8 protein-coding genes and 2 pseudogenes are annotated in these 13,890 nt (G+C 65.9%); 1 reads left to right on the top strand and 9 read right to left on the bottom strand.

Going from position 1 to position 13,890, the window contains the following annotated elements; translation table 11 throughout:
- The 3 genes from I5M_RS33540 to I5M_RS05895 all read right to left on the bottom strand — a co-directional run.
- Positions 1-174, bottom strand: a 174-nt coding sequence (locus I5M_RS33540; protein ID WP_031335527.1) for an ATP-binding cassette domain-containing protein, incomplete at its 3' end; no start/stop codon positions are given.
- A 5-nt stretch (positions 175-179) separates the two neighbouring features.
- Positions 180-1,019, bottom strand: coding sequence for a nitrate ABC transporter permease (gene ntrB, locus I5M_RS05890; protein WP_022720551.1), 840 nt, complete (start codon positions 1,017-1,019; stop codon positions 180-182).
- Between the two features lie 4 nt (positions 1,020-1,023).
- Complete coding sequence (locus I5M_RS05895; RefSeq protein ID WP_022720552.1) at positions 1,024-2,406, bottom strand: CmpA/NrtA family ABC transporter substrate-binding protein; 1,383 nt, start codon at positions 2,404-2,406, stop codon at positions 1,024-1,026.
- A gap of 162 nt (positions 2,407-2,568) precedes the next feature.
- Between I5M_RS05895 and I5M_RS29250 the strand changes: the two are divergent.
- Positions 2,569-4,523 (top strand): annotated as a pseudogene (locus tag I5M_RS29250) (sigma 54-interacting transcriptional regulator).
- 50 nt (positions 4,524-4,573) lie between these two features.
- On the opposite strand, the gene I5M_RS05905 reads toward I5M_RS29250, so the two are convergent.
- From I5M_RS05905 to I5M_RS05935, 6 genes and pseudogenes are all read right to left on the bottom strand, one after another.
- The gene (locus I5M_RS05905; protein ID WP_022720553.1) at positions 4,574-8,026 is read right to left on the bottom strand and encodes a YhaN family protein; all 3,453 of its coding nucleotides are present in this window, start codon (positions 8,024-8,026) and stop codon (positions 4,574-4,576) included.
- Positions 8,023-9,246 (bottom strand): DNA repair exonuclease, encoded by a 1,224-nt coding sequence (locus I5M_RS05910; RefSeq protein ID WP_031335529.1) that lies wholly within the window; start codon positions 9,244-9,246, stop codon positions 8,023-8,025. The genes I5M_RS05905 and I5M_RS05910 overlap by 4 nt, the downstream gene beginning before the upstream one ends.
- A 394-nt stretch (positions 9,247-9,640) precedes the next feature.
- Positions 9,641-11,347, bottom strand: coding sequence for a chemotaxis protein (locus I5M_RS05920; RefSeq protein WP_022720556.1), 1,707 nt, complete (start codon positions 11,345-11,347; stop codon positions 9,641-9,643).
- A 4-nt stretch (positions 11,348-11,351) separates the two neighbouring features.
- Positions 11,352-12,443, bottom strand: a complete 1,092-nt coding sequence (locus tag I5M_RS05925) for a chemotaxis response regulator protein-glutamate methylesterase (RefSeq protein WP_022720557.1) — start codon at positions 12,441-12,443, stop codon at positions 11,352-11,354.
- A gap of 107 nt (positions 12,444-12,550) precedes the next feature.
- Positions 12,551-13,393, bottom strand: coding sequence for a protein-glutamate O-methyltransferase CheR (locus I5M_RS05930; protein WP_031335531.1), 843 nt, complete (start codon positions 13,391-13,393; stop codon positions 12,551-12,553).
- Between the two features lie 144 nt (positions 13,394-13,537).
- Positions 13,538-13,890, bottom strand: a pseudogene (locus I5M_RS05935) (methyl-accepting chemotaxis protein); the annotation flags it as partial.

The following is a 13,890-nucleotide window of genomic DNA, read 5'->3' on the forward strand; positions in this document are numbered from 1 at the left end:
CCCGGCAAGAATGTTGAGCACCGTGGTCTTGCCGCAGCCCGAATGCCCGATCACGCAGCCGAACTCGCCGCGCGGCAGCGACAACCACAGATCCTCGAAGATCGTCGTCTGGCCGCCGCCGGCCGCCGGATAGCGCTTGGCGATGCCTTCGATCGAGATGAACTTGTCGGTCATCGCGCTCACTCCGGAAACGTCACAAGACGAGTGCACTGCGCGAGGACCTGATCGAGCAACATCCCGACCACCCCGATCGCCAAGATCGCGATAATCACATTCACGATCGATAAATTATTCCATTCGTTCCAGACGAAGTACCCTATACCCGTACCCCCTACCAACATTTCCGCGGCGACGATGACTAACCAGGCGATGCCGATGGAAATCCGCATTCCGGTGAGGATGGTCGGAGCAGCAGCGGGGAGGATCACCGTGAAAGCGCGGCGCACGGTGCCGACTTCGAGCGTGCGCGCGACGTTGACCCACTCTTTGCGCACCGAGGCTACGCCGAACACGGTGTTCAGCAGCATCGGCCAGATCGAACAGATGAAGATGACGAAGATCGCCGAGAGGCCGGAGTCCTTGATGGTGTAGAGCGCCAGCGGCATCCAGGCGAGCGGCGAGATCGGCTTCAATACCTGGATGAACGGATCGAGCGCCTTGCTCATCAGCGGTGACATGCCGATGAGGAAGCCGAGCGGGATCGCCACGATCACGGCGAGCAAGTAACCGGCCGCCACCCGGGCGATTGAATAGCCGAGCTGGATGCCGAGGCCCTTGTCGTTCGGCCCGTTGTCGTAGAACGGGTGCCGGAGATGCTGCAGCAGCTTGACGCCGACGTCGAGCGGTCCCGGCATCGCCGATTTGCCCTGCGTCGCCGTCAGCCCCATCAGCTTGGCGTATTCGGGACTCATCGCTGCTGTGGAGCCGGTGCCGCGCGTGGCGAGATGCCACGCGCCGATGAAGCAGGCGAACAGCACGAGCGACACCACGGCCGCGCGCAGGGTGAGAGACTTCGCCATTGCCTCAGGCCTTTTTGATCTTGAAGCTCGCGAGGTAGTCGTCCGGCTTGTCGGGATCGAAGCTCTTGCCCATCACGGTGAAGGACTTGTACGCGGTGGCCGGCGGCGTCAGCCCCATCTCCTTCATCACCTTGGCGGTGTCGGTGGCGAGATAGACCTGCTCGGCGACCGCCTTGTAATCGACGTCGCCCTTGATCTGGCCCCAGCGCTTCATCTGGGTCATGATCCACACCGCGAACGACTGCCAGGGGAACGGATCGAAATCGACGCGCTTCGGATCGACCTTCACCTCACCCAGACCGTCGGCGTAGGTGCCGGTGAGCGACTGCTCGATTACCGTCTCCGGCGCGTTGAGATAGTTGGCCGGCGCGATCGCCTGGGCGATCGACTTGCGGTTTTCCGCCTTCGACGCATAGGCGGTGGCGTCGACGATGGCGCGGGTCAGCGCCGCGAACGAATTCGGCGCCGTGGTGATGAATTCGCGGCTGGCGGCGAAGCTGCAGCATGGATGCCCGTCCCAGATCTGCTTGGACAGGATGTGCATGAAGCCGACGCCGTCATAGATGGCTCGCTGGCAGATGTTGTCGGGCGCAAGGAAGCCGTCGATGTTGTCGGCGCGCAGATTGGCGACCATCTCGGGCGGCGGCACCGAACGGATCTGGACGTCCTGATCCGGATCGATGCCATGCTCGGCCAGATAGTAGCGCAGCAAATAATTGTGCATCGAGTAGTCGAACGGCACCGCGAGCTTCATGCCCTTCCACAGCTTCGGATCGCGCTTGTCCTTGTGCTTGGTGGCGAGCGTGATGCCCTGGCCGTTGATGTTCTCGATCGCCGGCACGGTGAACGGCACCGCATTGGCGCCGAGCCCCAGCGTGATGGCGATCGGCATCGGCGCCAGCATGTGTGCGGCGTCGTATTCCTTGTTCATCGTCTTGTCGCGCACCACCGCCCAGCCCGCGGTCTTGACGACTTCGACGTTGAGGCCGTGCTTGGCATAAAAGCCCATCGGCGCGCCCATGATGATCGGCGTCGCGCAAGTAATCGGGATGAAGCCGACCTTCAGGTCTTTCTTTTCCAGCGGACCGCCTTGGGCGAATACCTCAGTGGCAGTCGCGAGCGGGAAAAACTGCGACAACGCCGCCAGCGCGGTGCCGGCGCCGACCGCTTTCAGAAATGCGCGACGCGAGGCGTCTTGCGGAAACATCGCGCGCATCACGGCCGAGGCAACGACGCCCTCGAATCGCTTGTCTTCGCTCTCGAGCATCGGCTGCGGCGCCAGCGCCGCTGCGTCGGCAGCGTGCTCGGCTTCATTGGCATGCCGGCCGCAGCTACAGCCTGCGCCGAGGCGACGGTCGGGATCGAACGGATTGTCGAACGTGGACATGAGCCCTCCTGCGGTGACGTCGGGCTCGATTACGCAAGGAGTATGCCAGCGCTTCGCAGGAGATTTCGCAAGCAAAGTCAGACAGGCGGCACGATTTGGCATCTACGAAATTTCGTATTATACGAAAATTCGTAGGTCGATTACGAATTTTCGGAGCTCGCAATGGAGCTTGCGCCGCTGGACAAAGACGTTCAGGACACCTCGAAGCCGCTGCGCGCGCTGGCATTCGATGCCCTGCCGGAAGCTGCGCTGCTGCTCGATCCCAGCGCCGACGCCATCCTCGACGTCAACGCCGCAGCCTGCGCCCTGCTCGGCCGCGCCCGCGCCGAGCTGCTGGCGACGCGCATCAGTGCGCTGCACGAGGCCGCGCAATTCCCCGCACTGATCGTCTTCACCCAAGCGGTGCTCGATCGCGGTGCCTACTGGTCACACAGCCTGACGCCGCTGCATGCCTCGGGCACGCCGCTGCGCGTCGAATACGCCGCTTGCCGGCTCACGACGGGCGGCCGGACCCTGCTGCTGCTGACCATGCACGATCTCGAGCAGCGCCATCGCCGCGATCTCGATGCCGCCGCCGACGACTACATCCATGACGGCCTGCCGGCTTGGCAACGCGTCGAGCAGATGTTTCAGGAGATCGAGCGCGAGAAACAACTGATCCCTGACGGCCGCCGGCGAGGGCATCTTACGGCGTCAACGCCGAGGGCAAAGCCACCTTCGTCAATCCGGCCGCCGAGCGCATGCTCGGCTGGACCGCCGACGAATTGGTCGGCCAGTCGATCCACGCGGTGATGCATCATACTCATCACGACGGCCGGCCCTATCCGGACCACGACTGCCCGATCTATGCGGCGTTCCGCGACGGCGCAGTCCACACCGTCGACGGCGAAGTGTTCTGGCGCAAGGACGGCCGGCCGGTGTGGGTGGAGTACACCTCGACGCCGATCCGCGATCGTGCCGGCGACGTCGCCGGCGCCGTGGTGGTGTTCCGCGACGTCAGCCAGCGCCGCGAAGCCGACGACAAACTCCACGCCGCGCTCGCCGAGGTCGATCGCTTACGCGAACGACTGCAGCTCGAAAACGATTACTTGCAGGAAGAGATCCGCACCGAGACCAATCCGCGCGGCATCATCGGCCAAAGCGAGGCGATTCAGACCACGCTGCGGCAGGTCAAGCTGGTGGCGCCCACAACGGCGGCTGTGTTGATCACCGGTGAATCCGGCACCGGCAAGGAGCTGATCGCTCGCGCCATCCACGAGGCGAGTACGCGCAGCGGCCGTCCGCTGATCCGCGTCAATTGCGCCGCGATCCCGCGCGAATTGTTCGAGAGCGAGTTCTTCGGCCATACCCGCGGCGCGTTCACCGGCGCGTTGCGCGACCGTATCGGCCGGTTCGAGCTCGCCGACGGTGGAACACTGTTTCTCGACGAGGTCGGCGAAATTCCGCTCGAGCTGCAGGGCAAGCTGCTGCGCGTGCTGCAGGAAGGCAATTTCGAGCGCGTCGGCGACGAGCGCACCCGCAATGTCGATGTCCGCCTGATCGCCGCGACCAACCGCGATCTCAAGCAGGAAGTACAACGCGGCCGCTTCCGCGAAGACCTGTATTTCCGCCTCAACGTGTTTCCGATTCACTCGGTGCCGCTACGCGAGCGCCGCGAGGACATTCCGCTGCTGGCGCAGCACTTCCTCGCCAGCGAGCGGCCTGAGCCCGGAGCCGCGTTGCGCCTGTCCGAAGGCGATGTCCGCCGGCTGATGCGCTACGACTGGCCCGGCAACGTGCGCGAACTGCAAAACATCATCGAGCGCGCGACGATTCTGGCGCAGAACGGCAGGCTGCGGCTCGATCTGCCGGAGCCCGCGGCCTCGGCACAGCTCACAGCCGGCAGCAGCCGCCAAAAGCCCGAGCCGCGCCCCACGGTGATGACCGCCACCGAGCTCCGCGACCTCGAACGCAGCAACATCGTCGCCGCGCTGCGCGCCAGCAACGGCAAGATTTTCGGCGACGACGGCGCGGCCGCAATGCTGGAGCTGAAGCCGACGACCCTGGCGTCGCGGATCAAGGCGCTGGGGATCGGAGATGCGGGCAGCAAAAAGACGGAGAGACGGCGCGGCTCTTAGTCGATGCACTACCCTAACAGCCGAGGCTGCGATGCCGATCGCTGCGGAGGTTACAGTTCGATGAGATCGACTTGGTGACCATCGACCGTCGCCGCGAGCTCGGCGACATGGCGGTGATGAGTAAACAGGATCATCTGGCGCTGCCGGCCCGCCTCGGCGAGCAGGCGCAACGTCGCCACAGTCCGCCTGTCGTCGAAGCTGGCGAGCAGATCGTCGCCGATGAACGGCAGCGGCTCGGACGCGCGGCGTTCGAGCAGCGCCAGCCGCAGCGCCAGGAACAACTGATCGCGCGTGCCTTCGCTCAGCCCGGGCAGAGAGACGCGCTCGCCCGAGGCGCGACGCGCCACCAGCGTCGGCTCGTCCTGATCGCCGTAATCGATCCCCAATCCCGCGAACGCATCCGCCGTCGCCAGCGCGAACAGTTCACCGGCGCGGGCGACCATCGGATCCTGCACCTTGGCACGGTGCAGCTCGACCACGCGGCGGGCCAGCAGCGCCGACGCCGCGCGTAGCAGCCAGCTCTCGGCGACGCCGATCAGCTCGGCGGCGGCCTCGCGGCGCCGAACGGCGGCACCCGCAGCGTCGCGGCCCTTGGTCAGCGTCTCCAATTCGCGCTGGCGCTGATACAGCGTCGCGGAGGCGTCCGAGATGTCCTTGAGCAATTGCGCCTGTTGCTCGGTGGCGCTGGCGATGTCGGCCTGCAGCCGGTCGAAATCGATGCCCTCGCGTTCCTGTCGAAGCGCGGTCTCGTCGTGGCCGTCGGCAACCTCGAGCAGTTGCCGCCGGAGCTCCGTTTGTTCGGTCTGCAATTGCAGCCGGAAGCCAAGCCGCGACAGCAGCTCCGGCACCGCGGTGATCTCGGCGTCCAACGCCTCGCCGGCGCGCTGCAGCATCTCAGTGGTCGCGGCGAGTTTGGTCGCCAGCGCGCCGAGGCTGATCGCCCGCTTGGCAGCGTTGTCGTGCAGGCGGCGGCAGGCTTCGCTGGCGCGGCGCGCCTCCACCAGCCGCTCGCCGACGCGCGCAACGGCGTCCTGGGCCGCAAGCCTGATCAGATCCGGCGCGACCCGGCCAACGAGATCGGCGACATCGCGGTCGAACTCCTGCAGGTCCGACGTGATGGTATCGACGCTGCGGCCCTCGCGCTCGTAGTTGGCGCGCGGCACGCCGACCGAATTCCACACCGTCAGCGCGGCTTCGGCCTGAGCCGGCGAGGCATCGGCGCCAAGCCCGATCGCCGTCATGGTTTGCGGCCAATGCTGGCGCAGCTCGGCGAGTTGGCGCTCGCAGTCCAGGCGCGCGGCCTCGGCTTCTGCCAGATCGCGCGCGATCCGGTCTCGGGTCGCGGCGCGCGCCTTGGCGTCGCTCCAGGCCGCGACCAACTGATCGTATCGCCCCTTGGCCTCGCGATACAGCACGCCGGCCGCCGCGTTCGCGTCGGGCTGGCGGCCGACGCTGTCGAGAAAGCCGACGATCGCCGCCTTGCCGTCGCCGAGTGCCATCTCCTGCGCGGCGATGCCCGCACGCTGCTGGTCACACTTCGCCAGTCTGGCGATGATCTCGTCGAGCCGGTCGCGCCAACGCAGCATCTCGGCCGCACCCGACGGCTGCAGTTCCGATGCGGCCCAGGCCTTGGTCCAGCGTTCGGTGATATCAGCAAGTCCCTGCTGCAAGCCTACGCGCTTTTCGTCGACGAGCTCGCGCTCGCTACGTGTTTCCGCAAGCCGCCGCTGCGTGTCCTCGTGCAAGGCGGCGCGTCCGGTATCGCTCAGCAGCGAGTCGGTGATGCCGTCGATAGTGCGCGACGCTTCGGCGACATCGTCGAACCGGAGTCGGCGTTCGCCGCGATCGCCATCGAGCCCATCGTAGAGCGCGCCGAGGCGGTCGTCGCGAGTCTGCCGGGCGGCGATCAGATCAGCCTTGGTCGGCACCGCGCCGGCGCTCGACAGTTTGGCCAGCTCCGCTTCGGAAGCAGTGATCGCCGCATCGTACTTGGCGATCTCAGCATCGAGTCGCTTCAATTCGGTTTCGCTGAGTTCGAACGCGCTGGCGAATTTGGTGATGACGGCGCGGTCGGGTACCGGCAGCGCGCGCACCCGGTCGAGCGGACCCGGCGCCGGATCGAGCGCGGCGAGTGCGTTGCCGATCGCCTCGAATTCGACCGCGAGCGCAGCCCGCTCCCGGCGCAAACGATCCTCCTGCGCCGGAACATCGCCGAGCGCCTCGAAGCGCTGGCGCAGCGGCTCCAGATCGACGAGATGAGGATCGTCGCCGGTCGCGGCGGCACTGTCGAGCTCACGCTTCGCCCGCGCGTGCCGAGCTTCGAGTTCAGCCAGCTCCTGAGTGATGCGCCGCATCTTCTCGAGGCGGTCACGGGCGTCGGCGAGCGCTGGCTCGGTCGGCAGGGAAGTCAGCAGCTCGACATGGGACGGAAGGCCGAGACGGCGCGCACAATCGTCCAGCGCCGCTTCGGCGACGGCGCGGTCGTGACGGCGCCGCGGCAGATCGGCCGCCGCTTTCCGCACCGCGCCGAGCCGCTCGCGCAGCGCCTCGATCGCAGCGGCTTCCGCGAGCAGCGCCTCGTCGACGTCGATCGTTGCCAGCTCGGCGGCATCTGCCGCGGCAGCGGCGTCGACGGCGGCGATCTCGGCCTCCAGCGCGGTCTTGCCGTCGAGCGCGGAACGCCACTCGGCGAGCCGTTGCTCGGTCACGACCGGTAGATCGGCAAGTGCCTGAAGTTCGGTCTCGATGCGATCGAGCCGGGCGAGTTGCGAACGCACCCGCTGCGTTCGCTGCCACCGCGAAAGCCTGCCGCCGCAGGCGGCGTGCTCGGTCTTCAGCCGCTCCAGCTGCGCCTCGGCGTCCTGCACGGCGGTTTGGAGTTGCCGCAGTGCCTCGCTGGTGACAATGGCATCGCGCAGCTCTTTATCGGCCGCGTCGCGGCGGTCGGCCGCGAGATAGAACGGCTTGCTGCCGGATTTGCGCGGCGTGAACAGATCATCGGCCTGCTGCTGCAGCCGGTCCTTGATCCGCGACAGCTCGGCCATGCCGGCCGAGCTCGCCGCCAGCGTTTCGGCGAGATCGCCGCCGGCGCTGATCAGCTTGGTGCCGCCTTCGCGCAGCGCCTGCGAGGTCATGCCGAATTCACGGTCGAAGGTGACGCGCGAGACGTCGCCGAGCAGGGGCGCGAAGTGATCGTCGGGCAGCGCACGATCGTCGGCATCGAGCAGCGTGTTCTTGTTGCCCTTGCGCCGGCGCGCCGCGATCAGCCGGCCGTCGGAGTGGCAGAAGCTGCCGCCGATCCGCAGCAGCTTGCTGTCGTGCTTGAAATCGTAATCGGTGCGGGCGCCGAAGCCGAACAACAGATCGCCGATCGCTGTCAGTGCCGAGGTCTTGCCGGCTTCGTTGGCGCCGAGAACGACGTGCAGCGACGCCTGCGGTGCGAACGACAGCACGCGGTCGGTGAAGAGGCCGTAGCGCTCCAGCGCCAGCCGCTCGATCCTCACGACAATTCTCCGGTCAGCAGCGCGCGCGCATCGTCACTCAGGCTGGCGAGAAGTTCGGAAGCGTCGAACTCATCATGCAGATCGCGCGGCAGCTTCGCCTTGACAGTCTCGGCCAGCTCGGCCAGCGCCGCGGCAAAGGCGGGATCCTGCGCGCCTTCGGCGAGCAGGGCGGCGACGTCGATATCGTCACCAGTCGGCTCGGCGGCCGCGGCGCGCGCCGGCATCGAGGTCTTGATCTTGAGCTGCTCGATCCAGCAATCGGCGGCGAGCTGCAGCGCGCCTGCGCGTAGATCGTCCTGCAGCGTCTCACGGTGCACCAGCAACTTGTCGTGTAGCGGCGTCGCGCCTGTCAGCGTCACACGGACCGCCAGCGCGCGGCCTTCGCTTCGTCGATGCAGCTCGGCGAGCCGTTCGCTGACCAGCGTCGGAATCTGCGCTTCGTCGGCGCAGCCGGATAGATCGATCGTCAGCTGCGCCCAGCGCGCGCTGTCGAGCGCCAGCGGCGTGACGTCGACGATGCGACCGTCCTCGACGGTGACGCGCATCGCGCCCTTGGGTCCGGTTTCGCGCACGCTGCGGCCCTGTAGATTGCCCGGAAACACCACCCATGGATCGCGGCTGACGATCTCGGCGGCGTGGACGTGCCCCAGTGCCCAGTAGTCGTAGCCGAACCGCTTGAGGTCATCGAGGCTGCACGGCGCGTAACCTTCGTGACCGCGGGTGCCGTCGAGCGAGGTGTGCAGCAGGCCGATATTGAGCCAGCCTTCGCGGCGCGCCGGATAGCCGGCGACGAAATCGGCATTGACCCGGTCGGCGAAGCTGCGGCCGTGCAGCGCTACGCGATATCTCTCGAGTTCGACGGTCGCGGCCTTGGTCGGAAACACCGTGACGCTGTCCGGGTAGGGCAGCTCACGCGACATCAGGCTTGCGGCGTCGTGATTGCCCTTGATGATCAACACCGGAATCCCGGCGCGATGCAGCGCGCCGAGCGCACCGACGAAGAACAGCCCGGTGGTGACGTCCTTCCAGTCGCCATCGAAAATGTCGCCCGCGATGATCAGGAATGCGGCGCCACTGGCGATGGTCTCGTCGACCAGCGCCTGGACGGCTTTGCGTCCGGCCGCGGCGAACCGCTGCGCAACGTCCTCGTCCTTGGTCCGAAGCCCGGCCAGCGGGCTGTCGATGTGAAGGTCGGCGGCGTGAATAAAGGTGAATCGCATGGCCATCAGTCGAGCGCCGGCATCCGGCTGCGGCGGAGGGGCGCGGTCGAGCCGAAGTCCTCGACGAAGCACCGTAGGAGTGCGACATCTTAGAATTCAATCTGCGCTTGCGATCAAGTCCGCAAAAACGCGACGCTCATTGTCCGGAAGTTATCCTCGGGGGACGATGGACGGCATCATGCCGGTTGGATCGGGGCGCACGAAATAATTTCGGCGACGATCGAATCGGTAACCGCCATCTGGGCTGATCCGGCCGAGAGTTTTACGTTTGCGCCAGCGCCGGTTTGAATTCGACGCTCTCGAGACAGAGCGCGTTGAGCGCGGCAATCAGCCCACTTGGCTGCAGTTGCTCCGGCCCAATCAGCCGTGGCCGATGCACCTTCGCAGAGCGCCCTTAAAACAGCTCGAAGTCGCACTCCGCTGCTGCCGGCTCCGGTTCATTGGTGGCGATGCCGAAGCCGCGCAGGACATTGCGGTGGACGTCGCGCTCGCGCTCCATGGTGTAGCGGGCGTAGAGCTGGTCCAGCACCGCTTCATCGTTCGGATCGACGACGGCGTCGCCGAGATCGCCCGCCGCGCTTTCGAGGCTCTCGGCCACCGCCGGCAGGGCCGACACGCCGGCGCCGAGCGCTGTCATCTGCTCCATCGCACCGTTCATGACCCGGTCGAATTCGCCGCCCTCCTCGACCAGGCGGAGGATCAGGCCGCCGAGCCGCTCGTTGCCGGCTTCGACTTCGCGCAGCGCCTGGAGGATCTCGGCTTCCATGTGGCTCAGCTCGTTCTGCTCGCTGCGCGACCGGGTCGCTCGGAGTTCGTCGGCGGCGCCACCGATTCCGACCAGCAGCGGCTCGAGCCGCGACGCCACGCCGCCCATGTGGTCCGCCGTCAGCTTCATCTCGTTGGCGATGACCACGAACGCCCGCCCCTTCTCGCCGAGATGACCGGCTTTCAGACTCGCATTCATGCCGATCAGCGTGATGTCGACGATGGAGTCCGCCAGGTTGGCGATGGCATCGCGGAACTTCGCCAGAGTACTCTCGACCACGCCCAATGCTTCGTCGGTCGAGCGGCCGCCATCCTCGCACATCGCGATCAGCTTCGAGGCCTGCGCCAGCGTGGCGCGGACGCGGACCAGGAACGACGAATCACCGTCCTTGCCGCCGTGCAGAGAGCGACCGCGCTCGATCAGCAGCGACACTTCGGAAATGATGGTCGAGAGCGAGCGCACGATTTCGGCGATGCCGCTGTCGAATTCGTGCTGCGCGTCCTTCAATTGCGAGGCTTCGAGTTTGACGATCAGCCGATCGAGCGTGGCGGCCGGCGTCATGCCGGGCACCAGGCTCGGCGTCAGGTCGATCGCGCGCTCGACGGCCTCGCTGACATGCTCCAGCCGTTGACGCGTACTGTCGCCGGCTTGCAGCAGGACGATCGATCGCCCAACCACGTCGCTGATCTTGCGCGCGCTGCCGCCGGCGAGGTCGGCGATATGGACGCTGCTCCTGCGCTGTTGCTCGAGGTCGACGAAAGCCGAACGCAGGTCGGTGGTCGAAGCGCCGAGCTGCGGCCGATAGCAGCGCTCGAATTCGGCCTGCCGCCCCCACGCCGTCTCCACCGCGGCCGCCAGCATCTGCTGATCACGCACACAGCTTTCGATCGACACCTGCACGCTCTTGCCGAGATCGAACGCCTCCTGCGTGAAAGCGACGAAGTTTCCGCGGGCACTCTCGAGCGACGCGGATTCGATCTTGGCGCTGCGGGCGATGATCATGATCATCCCGATCTGCTTCGCCAACTGCTTGAGCAACCCTCCGGATTCGATCACGGTGGTACGCAGTCGGTCGAGCAGCGCGGTCTCCGCCGGCAATGCCTCGGCGAGATCGTTGAGCCGTCGGGCGATGTCCTGCAGCGCCCCCGAGGCGCCTTCGATTTGGGCGCTGGACAACTCGCCCGACAAAGCGCTGAGCGACTCGTTCAAGCCCTGAAAGATGGTGTGACCTTCGCCGAGCTGTCCGCCGACCTGCGCGAATGTGTTTTCGATGCGCGACGAAACCTGTTCGATCGATGTGATCGCGTCGGCGAGCTGATGATGGGATGACGTCACTGCATCAGTCCGTCAGAACCGGCTGAGCGGTCTGCTGCCACATCATGATTTCGCGGGGAATCTGACTGAGCGAGACGACCTTCTCGACCGCGCCGCATTCGATCGCCTCTTTGGGCATGCCGAACACCACGCAGCTTTCCTCGTCCTGGGCACGTGTCGTGGCGCCCAGCTTACGCATTTCGAGCAAGCCGCGTGCGCCGTCGTCGCCCATGCCGGTCATGATGACGCCGAGCGCGTTGGCGCCCGCATGCTGCGCGGCTGAACGGAACAGGACGTCGGCGGACGGCCGATGCCGCGACACCGGCGGGCCGTCCTTGATGGCGATACTGTAGCGCATCCCGGTGCGTTGCAGCAGCATGTGCCGTCCGCCGGGCGCGATATAGGCCCACCCCGGCAACACCGGATCGCCGTCCTCGGCTTCCTTGACGTTGATCACGCAGCCCGAATTGAGGCGCTTGGCGAAGGCCGCGGTGAAGCCTTGCGGCATGTGCTGGACGATCAGAATGCCGGGGCAGTTCGGCGGCAGCACCTCGAGCACGTCGTGCAGCGCCTCGGTGCCGCCGGTCGACACGCCGATACAAACGATCCGCTCGGTGGTCGGGCGGTTGCGGCCCATCACCGGCGGCGGGATGATGGCGTCCGCGGTGAGCTTCTGTTCGATGACGCGGCGCGCAGCACGCGGCCGCACGCGCGCGCGTGCCGCCGACTTGACGGCTTCGCGCAGCCGGCCCGAACTCTCCCACAACGCCTGACGCGTATCGATCCGCGGCTTCGGCACGATGTCGACCGCCCCGGCCTCGAACGCCTCGAACATCAGGTCCGATCCCTCGGCCGTCAGCGACGAACAGATCACCACCCGAATCGGGCGCTGCGCCATGATCTTGCGCAGGAACGTGATGCCGTCCATCCGCGGCATCTGAATGTCGAGAATGATGACGTCGGGTATTTCTTCTTGCAGCCGCTTCGCCGCGACGAACGGATCCGACGCCGTTCCCATCACGGCAATCTCCGAGTCCTCGCTCAGGATGTTGGTCAGGATCTGACGCACCGAGGCGGAATCATCGACGATGAGCACGCTGATCGGTTTCTTCGTCATCTGAGTTGCCCCTTCGGCTTTCGAACTCGCCGCGCCAATCGTCGGTCACACGCCTATTCCGGATAGCATCACGCACCGAGCGTGCCAGCCGGCCGGGCCGCAACCGGTTAGATTTTAAAGATCGTTGGTTGCACCTGCCTTAACTCCGGCAGGGCGCTGTGGATCATCGATTCGGAATGTCCTACCAGCAGATAGCCGCCCGGACGCAGATGCGAGGCGAGCCGCTGCACGACACGGCGCTGGGTCTCGCGGTCGAAATAAATCAGAACGTTGCGGCAGAAGATGATGTCGACGTCGCGATCGACCGGATACGCGTTGTCCATCAGATTCATGCGCATGAAGTGAGCGAGGCGCCGCAGCTCCGGCACGACGCGAACCTCGGTGCGTTGCCGATCGCGCGGCTTCAGAAAGTAGCGCTTGGCGAATTCCTCGGGCACCGGCTCGATCGTGTCGCGGTTGTAGATCGCGGCGGCCGCGACGCGGAGCACCGCAGTCGAGATGTCGGTGCCGAGGATCCGGAAGTGAAAGCGCGATCCGGTGCGGATCATATCGTCCAGCACCATCGCGATGGTGTAGGCCTCCATGCCGGTGGAACAGGCCGAACTCCATATCTTGAGATCGCGCGATTTGCGGCCGTGCTGCCTCAGCAGATCGGGCACAGCGACCTTTCGCATGAAGTCGAAATGCTGTGGTTCGCGAAAGAAGTCGGTCTTGTTCGTGGTGACGACGTCGATGAGATGCGTCAGCTCGGTCTCGAGCGCATCTTCGTCCGACAAATGATCGACGTATTCACCCACGCCGTCGAATTTCAGCGCTCGGACCCGCTTGAACAGCCGGCCTTCGAGCATCAGCCGCTTGGCGTGCGGCAGCCTGATGCCAACCTGCCCTTCGATCAGTTCGGCGATCGACTTGAACTGCCGATCCGATAATTGGCGATTGGCTTCTTGCATCACGCGGGACTCGTGCAGGTTCAAGGGACAGGGGCCGCCGGTCGACCGAAACGCCGTCAGAGTCGGCCCGCTGTTTAGTTAGCTTAATCAGATGTCCGGCCTGTCATCGCGCTCGTTGTCTGAGCGCGATGACATCGGCTTTGGTCAGCGCTGGAAGTCCGCGTCGCGGTCGTCCTCGCTATCGTCGAGCGCGAAGGCGAAGCCGCCGCCGCCCGCCGCCTTGAGCTGACGCTGTGGTTTGGAAGCCGGCTTCTTGGCCGGTCCGCGGTCGACCGCAGCCATATGGGCGGCCTTGCTGCGCAGCTGGCTCACCGCCTTGTCGATCGGCGCAGTGCGCACCTTCGCGCCGCTCTCGTCGATGCGGAAGAACGCGATGGTCGACTGCAGCTGCTCGGCTTGCGAGGCGAGTTCTTCAGAGGTCGAAGACACCTGCTCCGACGCGCTGGCGTTCTGCTGGCCGACCTTGTCGAGCTGCTGTATGGCCTGGTTGATCTGCG

It is taken from the genome of Rhodopseudomonas sp. B29 (assembly GCF_000333455.1).
In the GTDB taxonomy this organism is placed as follows: Bacteria; Pseudomonadota; Alphaproteobacteria; order Rhizobiales; family Xanthobacteraceae; genus Rhodopseudomonas.

What these genes read in the sequence shown, in the direction of transcription:
- ntrB (WP_022720551.1), bottom strand. Translation starts at nt 1,019, where the DNA reads ATGGCGAAGTCTCTCACCCTGCGCGCGGCCGTGGTGTCGCTCGTGCTG.
- I5M_RS05895 (WP_022720552.1), bottom strand. Translation starts at nt 2,406, where the DNA reads ATGTCCACGTTCGACAATCCGTTCGATCCCGACCGTCGCCTCGGCGCA.
- I5M_RS05910 (WP_031335529.1), bottom strand. Translation starts at nt 9,246, where the DNA reads ATGCGATTCACCTTTATTCACGCCGCCGACCTTCACATCGACAGCCCG.
- I5M_RS05925 (WP_022720557.1), bottom strand. Translation starts at nt 12,443, where the DNA reads ATGACGAAGAAACCGATCAGCGTGCTCATCGTCGATGATTCCGCCTCG.
- I5M_RS05930 (WP_031335531.1), bottom strand. Translation starts at nt 13,393, where the DNA reads ATGCAAGAAGCCAATCGCCAATTATCGGATCGGCAGTTCAAGTCGATC.